At 37.6% G+C, this 14,680-nt stretch carries 14 protein-coding genes; 11 read left to right on the plus strand and 3 right to left on the minus strand.

Translation table 11 applies throughout. The features are described from left to right. Positions 1 to 22 precede the first annotated feature (22 nt). The 5 genes from H5187_RS08925 to traN are packed head-to-tail and all read left to right on the plus strand — an operon-like array spanning position 23 to position 6,500. Positions 23 to 526 (plus strand): S26 family signal peptidase, encoded by a 504-nt coding sequence (locus H5187_RS08925; RefSeq protein ID WP_182797774.1) that lies wholly within the window; start codon positions 23 to 25, stop codon positions 524 to 526. Continuing rightward, entirely contained in the window at positions 513 to 1,934 is a 1,422-nt protein-coding gene (locus tag H5187_RS08930; RefSeq protein ID WP_182797775.1) for a TrbC family F-type conjugative pilus assembly protein, read from the plus strand. The genes H5187_RS08925 and H5187_RS08930 overlap by 14 nt, the downstream gene beginning before the upstream one ends. Further along, positions 1,931 to 2,077 (plus strand): hypothetical protein, encoded by a 147-nt coding sequence (locus H5187_RS08935; RefSeq protein WP_158000904.1) that lies wholly within the window; start codon positions 1,931 to 1,933, stop codon positions 2,075 to 2,077. The genes H5187_RS08930 and H5187_RS08935 overlap by 4 nt, the downstream gene beginning before the upstream one ends. Continuing rightward, positions 2,077 to 3,327 (plus strand): TraU family protein, encoded by a 1,251-nt coding sequence (locus H5187_RS08940; RefSeq protein ID WP_182797776.1) that lies wholly within the window; start codon positions 2,077 to 2,079, stop codon positions 3,325 to 3,327. Before H5187_RS08935 ends, H5187_RS08940 begins: the two co-directional genes overlap by 1 nt. Then, positions 3,327 to 6,500 (plus strand): conjugal transfer protein TraN, encoded by a 3,174-nt coding sequence (gene traN / locus H5187_RS08945; protein WP_182797777.1) that lies wholly within the window; start codon positions 3,327 to 3,329, stop codon positions 6,498 to 6,500. Before H5187_RS08940 ends, traN begins: the two co-directional genes overlap by 1 nt. A gap of 77 nt (positions 6,501 to 6,577) precedes the next feature. On the opposite strand, the gene H5187_RS08950 is transcribed toward traN, so the two are convergent. Genes H5187_RS08950 through H5187_RS08960 form a run of 3 tightly spaced genes read right to left on the minus strand, consistent with a single transcriptional unit; the run spans position 6,578 to position 7,976 of the window. Continuing rightward, a complete protein-coding gene (locus H5187_RS08950) occupies positions 6,578 to 7,462 on the minus strand; it encodes a hypothetical protein (RefSeq protein ID WP_259398310.1) in 885 nt (294 codons plus the stop codon). Positions 7,463 to 7,515: 53 nt separating this feature from the next. Further along, complete coding sequence (locus tag H5187_RS08955; RefSeq protein ID WP_182797778.1) at positions 7,516 to 7,746, minus strand: hypothetical protein; 231 nt, start codon at positions 7,744 to 7,746, stop codon at positions 7,516 to 7,518. Then, positions 7,743 to 7,976 carry a hypothetical protein gene (locus H5187_RS08960; protein ID WP_182758953.1) on the minus strand — a complete coding sequence of 78 codons (234 nt, stop codon included), beginning with the start codon at positions 7,974 to 7,976 and terminating at the stop codon, positions 7,743 to 7,745. Before H5187_RS08960 ends, H5187_RS08955 begins: the two co-directional genes overlap by 4 nt. 113 nt (positions 7,977 to 8,089) lie before the next feature. On the opposite strand from H5187_RS08960, the gene H5187_RS08965 reads away from it, so the two are divergent. The 6 genes from H5187_RS08965 to H5187_RS08990 all read left to right on the plus strand — a co-directional run bounded on the left by H5187_RS08965 (position 8,090) and on the right by H5187_RS08990 (position 14,677). Then, positions 8,090 to 10,006, plus strand: coding sequence for a UvrD-helicase domain-containing protein (locus H5187_RS08965; RefSeq protein WP_182797779.1), 1,917 nt, complete (start codon positions 8,090 to 8,092; stop codon positions 10,004 to 10,006). A gap of 1,662 nt (positions 10,007 to 11,668) precedes the next feature. Next, positions 11,669 to 12,301, plus strand: a complete 633-nt coding sequence (locus H5187_RS08970; RefSeq protein WP_182797780.1) for a hypothetical protein — start codon at positions 11,669 to 11,671, stop codon at positions 12,299 to 12,301. 54 nt (positions 12,302 to 12,355) lie between these two features. Then, positions 12,356 to 12,661, plus strand: coding sequence for a hypothetical protein (locus H5187_RS08975; protein ID WP_182758950.1), 306 nt, complete (start codon positions 12,356 to 12,358; stop codon positions 12,659 to 12,661). A 134-nt stretch (positions 12,662 to 12,795) separates the two neighbouring features. Further along, positions 12,796 to 13,839, plus strand: coding sequence for an AAA family ATPase (locus tag H5187_RS08980; RefSeq protein WP_182797781.1), 1,044 nt, complete (start codon positions 12,796 to 12,798; stop codon positions 13,837 to 13,839). Positions 13,840 to 13,877: 38 nt separating this feature from the next. Next, on the plus strand, positions 13,878 to 14,429 hold the full coding sequence (locus H5187_RS08985) for a hypothetical protein (protein WP_182797782.1): 552 nt from the start codon (positions 13,878 to 13,880) through the stop codon (positions 14,427 to 14,429). Positions 14,430 to 14,443: 14 nt separating this feature from the next. After that, entirely contained in the window at positions 14,444 to 14,677 is a 234-nt protein-coding gene (locus tag H5187_RS08990) for a hypothetical protein (RefSeq protein WP_182758948.1), read from the plus strand. Positions 14,678 to 14,680 lie beyond the last annotated feature (3 nt).

The raw sequence follows: 14,680 nt of genomic DNA on the forward strand, positions 1-14,680 counted from the left end.
AAAATTATCAAGGGCGAACTAAATGAAAAAGCATGTTCCAGCAATTCTTGTTGCAGTTTCATTCATATTTTATTTTTTATATTTTTCTTCTCGGTACACGCTGGCTTACCCACCGGGGCACAGTACGTGCCTTAATGCGTCTTTTTTTCTGATAGATAAGTGGGATACAGACATTGAACAAGGCGATTTAGCTTATTTTGAAATGAATGTTGAAAATCAATTCTACCCAACGGGTTTACGTTGGATCAAAAAAGTTGCTGCACTGCCTAACAGCGTCGTATCAGTCGAGGAAAATAAAGTTGTGGTAGACAATTTAACAGAGTTTCCTTTGTCACTAAGCCACATCATAACCGCATTAAATTTAGCTGATAACAGTATTGGCGAAATTGAAGATTATACAAAAGTAATTCAACTTGAAAATGATGAAGTATTCATGATTGGAGAGACTATTAACAGTTTTGACGGGCGCTTTTGGGGGCCTCTAAAGAAAGAACAAATAAAAGGAACAGCTTATGCGATTTTCTAAATTGATGACTTTAATCGTTGTTTTATCATGTGGCGCTCACGCACAAACTGCAGAAGAACATGCAGCAAAGGTAAAACAAGATGCAGCCAATGCAGTCCAATCAATTGATCTTAACAATTCCCCGTTTGAAATTCCTGAAAGTATGAAGGAGAAATTTAGACAAGCTGCTCAGAATAAAGGTGATTTTGCTCTGCCAGATAGCAGTAATAGTGCTATGCAAGAGATGACACCTGCGCAACGTGAACAAATGAAAGTAGCGGTTGATAATGTTAAAGCTAGAACAGAAGAAATGAAGGCAAAGGGTTGGTTAGACGCATTTGATAAAGAAACGGTGAACAAGCAAGTTGAACAATACCGAGCGTCTGCGCAAATGCTTAGTGAGCAATCCACCAGCTCTCTTGAGCGTGCGTTACATGAGCATGCCGGACTAACAAAGGAACAAGCTAGCCACTTTAATGCAAGTGCTGACACACCAAAATCACGCCAAAATGAAGCCAATGAAAAAGCTATATTTATTAGTTTTTCAATGGACAGAGAAACAATAAAAAATATTATCTATTTAGCCAAAAAGGAAGGAGCTGAGGTCTATGTAAATGGGCTACACCCACAACATAAAATGGTTAATGAAACGATGATGTTACTGCGCGAAATTGTGCAAGGCATCGAAGAGCCCCCTATTGTTCGCTTTAACCCAACTGCCTTTAAAAAGTACGATGTAAATTCAGTACCTACGATTCTTTATCGTGAACTTGATAGATATATCATTGCCTCGGGTGTGACTAGCTTTGATTGGTTAGAAATGGAATATAAAAATCAAAATGAAAGCGTAAATTACGGTGTAACAGGCCCTATTAGCCAAGTTATTGAAAAAAGCATTATTGATGAAATGAAAGAGCGCATGGCTAATTATGATTGGAAAGCTCAGCGTAAGCGCACAATAGATAGTTTTTGGTCACGACAAGATTATACCCCACTCCCTAGAGCCACCAGCACCGAAGAATGGTTAATTGATCCAACAATATCGGCATCAAAAGATATAAGCACACCGCGTGGCGAACTGATTGCTAAGCAAGGCTCAGTAATGAACCCACTTAAAGGCCATGGTGTTGGCTTTACGACAGTTATATTTAATGCGACTGATATTAAGCAAGTTGAATGGGTGTCGAAAAAGTTAAATGAAATGAATACGGTTGGCCAACTGATGTTAATCACCTCACAAGTGAGTAAGCAAAAAGGTTGGGCACATATTGAAGCACTACAAAATCAGTTTAAACAAAAAATATTTTTAATGCCAAAAGAACTGGCATCTCGATTCCAACTATCCGCCTTACCAGCAGTCGTTAAAACTGATTTACAAAAATCAATGCTACACGTTACACAATTCGATATTAATGAGGAAGAAAAATGAAAATTATACCCGCTTTATTTTTCGTGGCCGTCGGTATTTGGATAACTTACACATACCCTGATGTTGCCAAGCAAGCATACTCTTACATCGTTGTAGGTGTTAACTGGGCGCTCGCAATGCTCAATGATTTAAGGGGGGCTTAATGTCATTCTTTAATATTAAAAACCGTTACAAAAGTGGAATGACCAAAAAAATAATGTATACAGCATTATTCTTTTTAGCACTTATAGCTTGTACGGCAAAGGCTGAAGATGTAATTCCTAGCGGCGGTGGCACTGCTACAAGTACCGACGGTGTAGGTGCTTCATCTGTGATTTGTGAAGATGCAAACTTATTTACGAGTGTATTTACAGGCATTTGCTGGGATTGTTTTTTAGATAACGTTTCATTACTTGGTATTGGTAATCCTCCAGACGGTGCAGCGCCCCGCTCTCCCATTTGTGCGTGTGAAGATAGAGCCGGTGTTCCTCAGATTGGTTGGCCGCTTGCATTTTGGCAGCCACAACGAGTAATTGAAGTTACAACGATCCCTTGGTGTAGCGGTGGTTTGGGAGGTATTAGGTTGCAAAATAACTATGAGGGGCTTGGTCATTCAAACGAAGCGCCTAAAGATGGCACACGCTCTACGAGTGGCTTTTATCAATATCATTACTATTCATACCCAATAATGGTGATGCTACAAATGTTTGTTATGCCTTCATGTAGCTCTGAATATGTAGACTTTGATTTAATGTACCTGAGCGAAATTGACCCATTGTGGCACAATGATTTACTTGCTCTTCTGTTAAATCCAGAAGCAATTATATTTTCAAATCCAATTGCACAAGCTTATTGCTCTTTAGATTGTGTTCGCGCAACAGCTGATGCACCGATTGAGTCCTCATTTCCTTGTGCCGGTTGTGATGGAAACTTATACCCGTTAACAGGCTTTGTATATCCTCAACCCGACCAAGTAGCAGCAACGTCATTAATATCGCAAAGAGCAATTGCTTCACTGCATCGTAAAGGTTTAGCTAGAAAGACTATGGGGCCTGAAGCTCAATGCGAGCCTACGTGGGCACCAATGACACCTAGATCTCAATATAAATTCTCTATGCTGTATCCAATACCTGAGTCAAGCACTACACCAGTACCTAATTTTGAAGTAGATGATGAACTCACTGGTCCCGATTCTATTCAAGCAAAAGCTGGTGAAGGTGAAAGCATAGAGGCGTATGAAAACTGTTGTCATCCTATGGGAATGTCTACAGCGCGTTGGTGTGTCCCCGTTGGGGGAAGGAAACGACCAGGTAAAGATAAAACGTTTTTATACCTAATTTGGAACTATCGTGATTGTTGTGTAAGAGATTTACCCGGTGGTGGTGGTTCTGGCGGCACAGAGGGTGGTGAGTAATGTTAAAAAATATAGGAGTCTATGGTTCACTTATCATTTCTACGATGCTAGTAAATTCTAGTGCGTTAACGGTAGGTATGCTTTTAAGTACATACTCAACATCAAGTTACGCTCAAGATGAAGACAAAATACTAAAAGACTTAGACAATAAGTACGATATTAGTAATCCGTATCGCCATAATTTAGAAAGCAAAACCTATGATTTAGCGCCGCGAGCTTCAAGGGATATGACAAGCCAGCTTGAGACTATGATCATCAAGTCTAACTCAAGGACAAACACGCTTGATATAAAAGGTACGACAGGCGCAAATGCGGATATGACAACGGCAGTGAAGAATGCAAATGCCGTTAGCTCTACCCAAATAATGCCCAGTGTTGACCCCACCACAAATGACGTAAATGTTAAGTTAAACAAAAGCCGAGCTTTTGAAACGTACCGCGATTCAAGTGGTGCAATCAAAGTAAGGCTTAAACCAGGGGCAGACTCTTCACTTTCACCTGTAAGCGTATCAGCAGATGAAATATATTCTTCTGAATTAAATCACGGACAAACAAAATGGGAAGGTGAAGGAACGTATGAAGATGAAGATGCCTTTTATCAAGCTGGCCGTGATTCTAATGCTAGACTGAGTTCAGCTGCTAATAATACAGGTGAAGCCGTTGCTTATCGAACAGTTTTAAGTAATGCCCAATCGGGCGCACAACAAACTGTTCCAGATGCAATTATGGCACAAAGCTATACAACATTAGATGAATTAGAAACTGGCGGTGCTGGTTTCTTTGATTCATGTGGATCAACAACTGTCGCTAAAAGTGGAAATTTATATGCCCCAAATATTGAAGAGAGGTTTTGCCAAAGGCTACAAAAAGATAATCCATTTCATTGTGAGGTTGAAAGAAAGTTAAGAATCCCAGTTTTTATAGAGGGCGATACATTTACATCTTGTGGATTGGGTTGTTACCAGATGGTAATTGGCGTAGACAAGGCAAAGGGTGTTAAAGCCACCCAAAAATGTCAGTTGTATACTGAATCTAAACAAATAAACGTAAAACTTGGTGACGGTATAGTATTAAATAAGGTCACGCTAGATGGTAAAACTGATGATCATAGTCAGATACTATTGAACGATATACCTATCTTTTCAAGAGTTAACGAAGTTAATGGTGTAAACATACCATTACCTCCAACGGGCCCTAATGCAAATAAATGTGAGATTGCAAAATATCAATCTTTTTCTGCAGATTTAACTGGCGCTGTAACTAGTGTGGTCGGTGAAGGTAATAACGTTTTAAATTTTAAAATGAATACAGCAGTTACCGATGTGGGAGGCTACTTTGCAGCTATACAATTTCATTTTGTAGATACCACTGGAGAAGGTTTTGGGCAAGTTATCGAAGATTTTCCAAGCGGTTGTTATAACGCTACAGGCTTAAAATTACCTAACAATGTACCATTAGCTTTTGACGGTTTAGCAAAGACTGAAATATTAGATGCCCCGAGTGCAATACATAGTCAATTTTATTGTAGTTTTGACAAATATCAGACTATTAAAGGTGGTTCTGAAGGGTGGGATGATTCTTACTTAGAAGCTGCAGGACCTTTTTACAATGGGGATAATGAAAATGTATCGTGGCGAGTCAACTTGAATGGATATAACTGCGATCCCTTTAAAGGTGAAGAGGTATGCACTAATCAAGAGCAATCAGATGGTTCAGTTGTCGGAGTGTGTAGAACATGGGATGAAGTAAAATCATCAGGTAGTACGTGTGCTGCTTACGAAGAAAAAGATGAATGTGTCGAAATAAAAACTGAATGTACTGACGGCTTTACTATTGATGGTTGGAATCATTGCGTAAATGAAACAGTAACCTACGAGTGTGACACCGGTCATGACATAGACTTTGAATACGAGACAACTGAATCATCATGTGAAGGCATGTTGCCATGTTCAGGTGGTGAATGTAGCTGGGGTGAAAAAGAAGAAAACGAAAATTTCCTTAAAGCTGCGGCCATAGCAAACGTTATGGAGCAAATACCAGGCGAAGCATCGTGTGATGTGCCGGGCGATTTATCAACCTGTCGTATTTTTGAAGGTGAAAGGCAATATTGCTCATGGGCTACTGCTTCAGACTGGGGTAATGATTGCTGCGAAGCACCGGAAGGTATCGACTTTCTTGATTACCTAAACATGACACAAATGATGCTCAAGTTTGAAAATCAGCAAATGGGTGGTGTGTTTTCAGAGCCTGCCGCAGAGGCTATTAATGGGGCCTGGTCTACGGTATCTGACTCTGTTACTTCTACAAACGCTTGGGAAAGTGTTAGCTCATTTTATACTAGTGCCGTGGAAACAGTTACGGGTAATGTTGCAACCGCTGTACCGGGAGCGGCTAGCGGTTCTGCAGGTGCTGCAGCTTCAACTGTAGCAGAAGCGGGCTTAGGTCCTATGACACAATACATATATCAACTTATTTATGATGCTTTACCAGAAGAGTTGGGTAAACTTATGTTCTCAACAGCTGTATCTACTGAGGCGGGAAGTGACGCGGTTGTAACTGGTTTAAGTGATGGGATGGCAAGCGCAGCTAATTTTTTAGGTGCGGTAATGTTTTGGTATTCTATGTATCAACTAGCACAACTCGTTGGTTCACTATTAACTGCATGTGATGAAACTGATAGTGATACAGCCCTTAAACTTGAAATGCGTCAATGTTATGCTGTAGAGGATAAATATTGTGCTAAAAAAAGCCTGGGTGTTTGTTATATGAAAAGGCAGGATTATTGTTGTTATGGCTCTATTTTAAGTCGAATAGTTATGGAACAAGCTCATGTATTGCTGAGTAAAGATATGACTGAGTGCTCAGGGTTAACGCATGAGGAATTACAAGCACTAGACTTCAATCAAATAGATCTAAGTGAATGGATTGGCGTAATGATTGAGTCAAATTTAATACCCGAGTCGAATCAAGATGATTTAAGCGCTGGTGGTAGGTATGAAAACACTGAATACAGAGAGACACCCACTGAAAGGACTCTACAAAGAACAAGCAATGCAGCTGAGGGAGCAAAGGCTATTAAGGAAAAAATGAACGAACCATTAGATTGTTCAAAGTACCCGCGTCCACAAATTTGTGAGTTCGGGTTTACACTTGGTAGTGAGGAAGGCGGCTGATATTCGTTAGGGTGAAAAAATGCCAGCCTTAATAGGCTGGCAACTAGAGTAAAATGAATAACTAATTTAGAAATATATTAGTTTAATTTAAAAGAAGAATTTTCTTTAGTGAATAAATGCATTGTATTGTTATGGATTACGTAAGGGGCTGGAACAGTGTATTTAACCCCACTACCCCAACGACCGAATGTTTGTGGTACTACCGAAAAACCTGAAGTAGCAATAGCCATATCAGTAAAACCTGCATACCCACCATGGAAAGTTACTGTAATAACACTCTTTTGTTCACCCTGATAGTCTACCTTTCCAGTTACTTCTACGTTTACTGGCGTAGAGCATGAGCCTTCGTATTCACGTTTTACGTTAATGAATTGCCCTGAGTTATTAGCAAGATCATACTTTAATTTTGGCTGCCCTGTCTTATCACACAGCGCTCCATCAAACATAAACATAAAGTTGTTATCTCTGCCGTCAGCACTAAGCCTCATAATCCCAATGTAATTAGAATTTTCGATTTTTTCAAAAGTTTTTGTTAATTCAGCTTCTACAACTTTTACTGCATCAGCATCAACATTAGGGTTATCTAAATCACCTAAAAAAACAAGCATAGGTTTCCAATTAAAGGCTCTGTCTGCTTCTGATTGAGCACCCATGCTCCCAGCTAAATCAATTAAGCCACCAGTTAGGAAAGACATAGCGTACTCTGCCCCAACTAATGCACCATTAGCTTTGAATTGCGCTTCTTCTGGTAACGCTACATCAGACAAACCTGCGGTTTTACGTGTCATTTTAGCCACATTCAATGCAAAGCTAGCATCATCGTCAAATTGATAAACTTCATTTGATTCCATTGTTATAACAGGTGGCTGAGTAGACATACAAGCTGCCAGTGAAAGCGTTGATAGTGCTAAGATTGATTTTTTTATGAAGTTCATTTTTTTAATCCAAATGTTTAATTGCATGTATTAAAACATATTTGTAGAAATAGGCTACCGGTTGAAATCAATATTAGAGATTATATGAGATGTAATCGCCATAGCTCATCTATTTCAAATACTTTTTTAGTATAGGTATCTTTAATTACGCCACCAGCGGTTACTGTCATATACAGAACTCTACTAAGCCCACTTCTCTGGCGATACTTAACTGAAGCATGGCAACCAGCTACTTTGTTAATTGCTTGTGAAAGCTGGTCAAGGCTATAACAAAGAAAATCCTCTTTGCCGATTGTTTGAATTTGAATCATGATTGTAATCCATCCAATACAAGACCTGCCTTAAATCGAGAAACATGACTACGCAATATATAAGACAATTTAATAAGTTGACGCTCTTGCGGTTTTGCCTTGCCACTTTCCCAATTAAGGTAATCGCTTACTTGTACATCTAATTTTATGGCAACAGTTTCTGGCGAAAGTAACTGCTTCTCTCTTTGTGATTTGATACGTCTACCAAGAATGCGACTGTATTTGTTCATATATATATTTACCCTACTTCTAATTTACAGAGGTCATTTTTACCTATTGTAAAATTTAGGCTACTGAACAGGAAATATTAGAATGCATGTTTTAGGGACTTGTAGGATTACATATGGCATTAACAAACGATCAAAACGCGGTAGTTGAACACAGAGACGAAAACAAACTTGTACTCGCTTTACCCGGAAGTGGGAAAACCCATTTATCAATAGAACTGGCCAGTGAGATTATAAAGGCTAATGAAATTAATAAACTAATAATGGTTACTTTTACTCGTTCATCAACAAAGGAAACAGAGCATCGTATTTCAAAATTGATCAGTGAAAATGAATTAATGCGGATAGATATAAGAACGTTTGCCAAATTAATACTTGACCATGCTCGGCCGTTATTAGATGGGCGTAGTTTAATAATGGGACCAACACACGATTCATTTAAACGCCGTGCAGTAGGTACAGATGAAAAAAATCTACAATTTATAGATACTCAATACCCTGTAGAATATTTAGAATCGAATGGGGATATTGGCGAGCTTTCTGAAATTTCAGTAAAATATCTACAAGCACTTTGGCAGTACAAAAAAGTTGATTTAACAACATTAAGTATAGAGCTTATTTTTGCACTAAGAGCTAAGAAAATTGAGCCTTTAGATTTTACTCACATGCTGGTGGATGAATTTCAAGATACGTCAGCAATAGAATATGCTTGGATAAAAGAGAACAAAAAAGAGAATAGATCCTTTACGGTCGTGGGAGATGATGACCAAGCCATCTATTCTTGGCGTGGCGGTTTCGGTTACAAAAACATGGTTAAATTCCAAGAAGAATTTAAAGCCAAAGCTTTTCTTTTAAGTATTTGCTTTAGATGTGCACCAGAGATATTGGCGTATGCAGCAGAGCTTATTGACTATAATGTAGAGCGAATGCCAAAAAGCATGAACTCTGCAAAAGATCCGGGTGGCAGAGTCGTTTTCAAAGATTATGCACGTTTAGATATTGAAAAAGCACTTAAAATTGATCCAGAACGTATCCACCAATACAAAAAGGAAACTGTTACAAATAGAATCGTACCAAGTGGATTATCTTGGCATTACCGCAGAGCAATTGAAAATTATCTTAACCTCATTAATCAAAAAGTGTACGCCAATAAACCTGATAAAGTAATTATGAGTAAAACTTCGGTACCGTTTGAATGCCAAGGCGTAGTAGCACTAGAAATAGCTCAAAACCCAAAAGGCTGGGCTGTGCTAGCTCGAACTAATAAGTTATTGGATTTGATGCAGGAAGAATTAGTTTACTTAGATATTCCTGTCGAGAGGATTGGTGGTAAATCTATATGGGAGTCACCATTGATTGTTGGTTTGGTTAGCTTATACAGAAGCTTATCGAACCCGAAAAGCATGGTGTTTATTGATGATGCACTTAGCTTTATAGGTGTACCGAATAATGTTATTAGTGAAACCCATAAGCATGTTGTAGAAGTTGGCGATATAAATAAGGTTAGCTCACTATCATTGCCAGAAAACAAAAACCTAAGTATTTATTTGGACTTGGTCAAAAACATACCCAGTAATAACGATGAAGAAGGAATAGATGAGTTTATCAGTAAAGTTTTTAATATTGCGTCAGTAATATCAAAGGATCACGAACGCGCGGTTAATAAGCTACGGTTAGTTTCAGACCGACTACAAGGTTATAGCGGTTCACTAAGAATGAGGGTTTCAGCCTTGATTCGACTCATGCAGATGAAAGACGAAATAGACCATAGTGATAAAGATAAGGTGATACTGGCCACCATGAATGGCTCTAAAGGACTCCAGTGGGAAAAAGTATGGGTAATAGATGTTGAAAAGAATAGAGTGCCAACAAAATTTAGAGGCGATAGCGACAATGAGGACAGTAAGTTAGCATTTTTAGAGGAAGAAAGGCGTTTGTTATACGTGGCGATCACTAGGGCTGAGTCACTATTACATATAAGCTATCGCCAGGGTAAGCACTCGCAATTTATTGAAGAAATGCAGCCAGCTTAGGCGTTTCTTTAACGGAAGTAGTCTTTTTTCAGCGAGGTCAGAAAACCATTTGGCCTTGCTTCAATTTTTTAAATAAAAAACAGTACAAGCATTGTAAAAAAAGTAAATGCGTTATATATTCGAAATTCGCTACGGCGACAAACCCTTTTTCGCTACGGTGAAAATAAATCGCTACGGCGATAAACCCCCTTTCGCTACGGCGAAAATAAATCGCTACGGCGATAAACGTCTTTCGCTAAGGCGATAACTCTTTTCGCACCTGCGAACGGTTTGGCTAAGCCAACAAAATGAATTTAAATAAGAATACCAACCCCCCTCCCCCAGTGAGCATTAGCTTATCTGGTATTTTTCATGCTTAAAATTTATTGAAAACATAACTGCCTAGTTATGTCCTTAATAATTTTTACCGTTTTTTTAACTGAAGTTTTTAACTTCGACTCCTTGCATGGAGTATAACCCTTAGCGGCTTTACATCCCTGTATCGCGACGGTTCAACCTTTTTAGGTCAATGAATCATATGCTACGGCATCAACCCCAAACCCAACCAAATAGTCCTGCTATTTGTAAATTAAAAAAACGGAGAGTAACCACTCATGCGAAAACTTAAAAAAAGCGCACTAACCCCTAAGGCAAATAAAAACATCTTAAGTAATTTTTTCAACCTCGTTGGATTAGTTAATTAATGTTTTTATCTGCCGACCTATTTAGTTTCAAAACTTTTTCATAGCGAAAATTTCTTTGGGCGACTCGTAGTTTTGTTTATCTGGCTTTTGAATGTAATATTTTTAATGTTTATTTCATCTACCATGACAAGCACAACAGGCTTATTAACCAATCTTAGTAACTTTATTGTTTCGTTTGGTCTTTTAAGTGCAGTTCCCGTTTTAATTATTCAATTTAGAAAAGACTCTTTTTAAGTTTAATCCCTTAAATCGTAACTAAATAAACCCAAGGCAAATAAAACACCATTAGCAACCCATTCAACCACGTTGAATTTGCAAATATTTGTTCCTAATGCCTACCTAGTAACCGTACTTTAAACCGTAATTATTTATTTGAACCACTCGTTGTAATGCTTATATTGATTTTGACTGTAATAATTTTTTATTCCTTTCATACTTTTCAATTAACACTACATGCTTACTAACTATCCTTAACAATTCCCTTGTTTTGCTTAGTTTTTAATTCTGGTTTTAATTTATTTCTGCAATTTCAAAGTCACTTTTTAAGTTTAATCCCTTAAATCGTAACTAGATAAACCCAAGGCAAATAAAACACGATTAGTAACCGATTCAACCTCGTTGAATTTTTTCGCTAATACTTTTATTTTCCACACATTTTAGTTAACTCACTTTCATAGCAAATATTTATTAAACCACTCGCTGTACTGATTATCTTAATTTTGACTGTAATATTTATTTATTCCCTTCATTACTATCACTATCGCTACGCACTTATTAACTAACCCTAACAATATTTATTCTTTTGTTTTGTTTAGTGCTTTAAGTTCTGTTTATTTTTATTTTGAAAGTTTTCTTTTAAGTTCAACCACTTAAATCTTAACTAAATTAAACCCAAGGCATCAGCCTAAACCCTACGGGAGTATTTATTCACTCCTTTGGGGTGCATGTACTCCCGTTTTTTATATCCCAGAGAGTAACCATGCAAACCCATGCAAAGAAAAATAAAGTTAACCACCTAGACAAAATTGAATGCGTTTATCGTATACAACACCACGGCTCTACTATTAAAGCTTGTGCTAAACGTTTTGGTGTTACTGATAAAAAAGTAATTAGTTGGCTTTCGATGCACGAAAAAGGTGAACTTATTAAGCAACATGCTCAGTGGTCACCAAGTTGGAATAAAGAAAATGTAATTCAACACCCGTTGGATTTAGATATATTGCAGGCAATTAAGCGTGGAAATCCCACTTATGAAGACTCAATTATCTCTTTGTTCGATCCTGAACTTGATGCAGTTAACTGTATATCTCATGTTGAATGGCAAGATGAAGAAATCGAAAAACTATGCTTATGGATGGTTGATCGTTCTTTAGAAATTCTGCGTGATGTTGCTGTTGATAGTGAAGACTTAATTGTTGAGCTTGAGTTCGTTAGTTCTAACTATTTTGCATTAATTTGTAAAGCGTTTGGCTTTGATCATGTTGAACTCCGAAAAGGAATTTATCATGAACTTAGACTTCGCGGCGTAAATGAATTTGCATTAGAAATGTTAGAAATATCATCTGTATATACTCGTTCTGGAGTTACTTATGTTCCTAAAAGTGAATACTAAGCATTCTCTAAACAATGTACTTACATGTGTATTTGCAATAGATGGAGATATTCAATGAGAGATTTATTATTTAGGCAATCATTTGCTTATAACTTAGTTGAAATTATCACTGCGATAGTTACATCTGAAAATCTTAAATTTAATTCATTTATTAACAATACTGATATTTTGGTTTGGATTGCTTTAGAGCAAGGTGATGTAGTTCCCCAATTATATATTAGTGAGATAGACAAAGCTTTAACTGAGCTATCAACTGATTTTAATGGGAAGTATATAGAAGCATATGCTTTAGCAGTTCAAACATATAACGAGAATTATGAAATTGATAAAATGGCTGATTCAAGCATTTACGTTTCATAATTTAACAACTGTATATAAAGTTCTAAACCCTAAATTTAATTCTAAAGATTAAATTTAAAACCCTAATCGGGGATAGTTTTCCCTGATAGGGAAGATCTATCTCCAAAAAACTTAATTCCTTTTGGAGAGTAACCATGTCAAACACAAACACGGCAGAAAACGTAACAGAAATTCAATCAGCAAAAGTAAACTACAACGAATTAGAGAAGGTCGATGCACATAGCATATTTCCTGATTTTTTCACTCCCGGTGAAAGAACTCTTACTCGTCGTAAAAATCGTCACCCTGATTGTCAAGGCTCTAACAAGTATTACATTCCGACAGAAAAGACGCTTAAACGCTTATTATCTTGGTGGATGGCGCCTGTTCAACTTCAAACTTTTGGTTTGCATGGTGAGACAGGTACAGGTAAAACTGAAATGTTACTTTTTGTAGCAGATCACTTAAATGAACCTGTATACATGGTTAAGTGTCACGGTAGCTTAATGCCAGAAGATTTAGAGGGTTCACGAGTTCTTATGAATGGTGAAACACCTTTTAATCCTGGTCCAGCTGCTAAAGCTTACGCTAGCGGTGGGTTAGTAATTTTTGATGAACTTGATAAGGTAAATCGCAACACTGGTGCTGCGATTCATGGATTACTGGAAGGTAAACCTTGGCCTATAGAGCAAATTGGAAAAACACTAACTAAACACTCATTGTGTCGTATCGTTGCCACAGGTAACACGACTGGTGAGGGTGGCTCAGAGTTATACACTTCTTCACAGAAGTTAGATGATGCCTTACGTTCACGTATCGGTTGGTACAGAACGTATTACCCACAACCAGCACAAGAGTTAAAAATAATACAAAAGCAATTCCCTGCAATCCCATATGCTGTCGCACATAAGATGGTCTTAGTCGGTAACGAGTTAAGAAAATTACGTGTTGGTGATGATGGTAAAGGCATTGATGATCCAATCGGTTGTATTTTTAGTACACGAACATTGGTTAATTGGGCTTTTCATACGATGGTATTTGGTAAAGATGCGGAATGGCGCGAAGCCTTAGATTTCTCTATGCAAGGCGGTGTTGATAGTGATAGCCAAGAAATAGTTGATGCAGTTTTGCAGCGATTATTAGGTTTAGATCTTGATAAACCAAGTGGAGAAGTTTTTGCCTCACACGCAAAAAAGTAACAAGCTCCTCCATAAAGCCGGTAGCTAGTTTTTACGATATGACAGACAGTTTAGATTGTTCCGTTTTTGAAGCTCATGAGTTTCCAGACGGTTCATTTAAAGCAATGTCTATCGGAACTAATGCTAATGGAAAGAGATTATCGGTTACATTTAGTTGCGTTGGAGTATTTACTGGTCTTAATAGTATATACAGAAAAGTTAGTGATATTGAGTGGGTGGATAACAGTACGCATCTTGATGATGTTGTTACACACTTTACGATTAAACACAGCACTGAATACAAAGGACAAGAAGCGGTTGAATTAGGCTTTCTACCATGTAGACCCTCTTCGTACCCAACAGGCTCTTTCGATGTTATTACTTTAAGTAAAAGCAAAGATGAACTTTGGGCCATTGGTCACTTTAATAATGCTCTTTATGTTTTTTACAAAAAGAACAAACGTTATGGTGATTATTGGATACCGCAAATAGTAGATAGTAAAGTTTCTTCAAGAGATCGTATTCAAGAAAAGCTGGATGATGGGTATTTAACTACCATTAATAGCTTTGTGTTCGATCACAAAACTAGAAACTTAGAATATTCTAAATAATATTGGAACTATTTATGACTCGAAATATGAATAAATATTGTCCTAAATGTAAGTGTTCACCAATTGTTTTAAAAGAGAAGCAGGAAAGATGCATTCACTTTTATGTAAATCTTAATGGTAATGTTTCTGATAAAGGTGAAATTCAAGAAACACCACTTACAGGTGTCGTTTTTGCAGTATGTTGTAATTGCGATACCGAATGGAAAATTGATGGTATAACTCAGGCTTGTCAATATGCGAGCCTGTAATCA

The sequence above is a fragment of the Pseudoalteromonas sp. SG44-1 genome, assembly GCF_014164315.1.
Classification (GTDB): Bacteria; Pseudomonadota; Gammaproteobacteria; order Enterobacterales; family Alteromonadaceae; genus Pseudoalteromonas; species Pseudoalteromonas rhizosphaerae.

Excerpts from the sequence above, each read along its gene's own strand:
- H5187_RS08925 (WP_182797774.1), top strand. The coding sequence starts at position 23 with ATGAAAAAGCATGTTCCAGCAATTCTTGTTGCAGTTTCATTCATATTT.
- H5187_RS08930 (WP_182797775.1), top strand. The coding sequence starts at position 513 with ATGCGATTTTCTAAATTGATGACTTTAATCGTTGTTTTATCATGTGGC.
- H5187_RS08935 (WP_158000904.1), top strand. The coding sequence starts at position 1,931 with ATGAAAATTATACCCGCTTTATTTTTCGTGGCCGTCGGTATTTGGATA.
- H5187_RS08940 (WP_182797776.1), top strand. The coding sequence starts at position 2,077 with ATGTCATTCTTTAATATTAAAAACCGTTACAAAAGTGGAATGACCAAA.
- traN (WP_182797777.1), top strand. The coding sequence starts at position 3,327 with ATGTTAAAAAATATAGGAGTCTATGGTTCACTTATCATTTCTACGATG.
- H5187_RS08950 (WP_259398310.1), bottom strand. The coding sequence starts at position 7,462 with ATGCAATTAAACATTTGGATTAAAAAAATGAACTTCATAAAAAAATCA.
- H5187_RS08955 (WP_182797778.1), bottom strand. The coding sequence starts at position 7,746 with ATGATTCAAATTCAAACAATCGGCAAAGAGGATTTTCTTTGTTATAGC.
- H5187_RS08960 (WP_182758953.1), bottom strand. The coding sequence starts at position 7,976 with ATGAACAAATACAGTCGCATTCTTGGTAGACGTATCAAATCACAAAGA.
- H5187_RS08965 (WP_182797779.1), top strand. The coding sequence starts at position 8,090 with ATGGCATTAACAAACGATCAAAACGCGGTAGTTGAACACAGAGACGAA.
- H5187_RS08970 (WP_182797780.1), top strand. The coding sequence starts at position 11,669 with ATGCAAACCCATGCAAAGAAAAATAAAGTTAACCACCTAGACAAAATT.
- H5187_RS08975 (WP_182758950.1), top strand. The coding sequence starts at position 12,356 with ATGAGAGATTTATTATTTAGGCAATCATTTGCTTATAACTTAGTTGAA.
- H5187_RS08980 (WP_182797781.1), top strand. The coding sequence starts at position 12,796 with ATGTCAAACACAAACACGGCAGAAAACGTAACAGAAATTCAATCAGCA.
- H5187_RS08985 (WP_182797782.1), top strand. The coding sequence starts at position 13,878 with ATGACAGACAGTTTAGATTGTTCCGTTTTTGAAGCTCATGAGTTTCCA.
- H5187_RS08990 (WP_182758948.1), top strand. The coding sequence starts at position 14,444 with ATGACTCGAAATATGAATAAATATTGTCCTAAATGTAAGTGTTCACCA.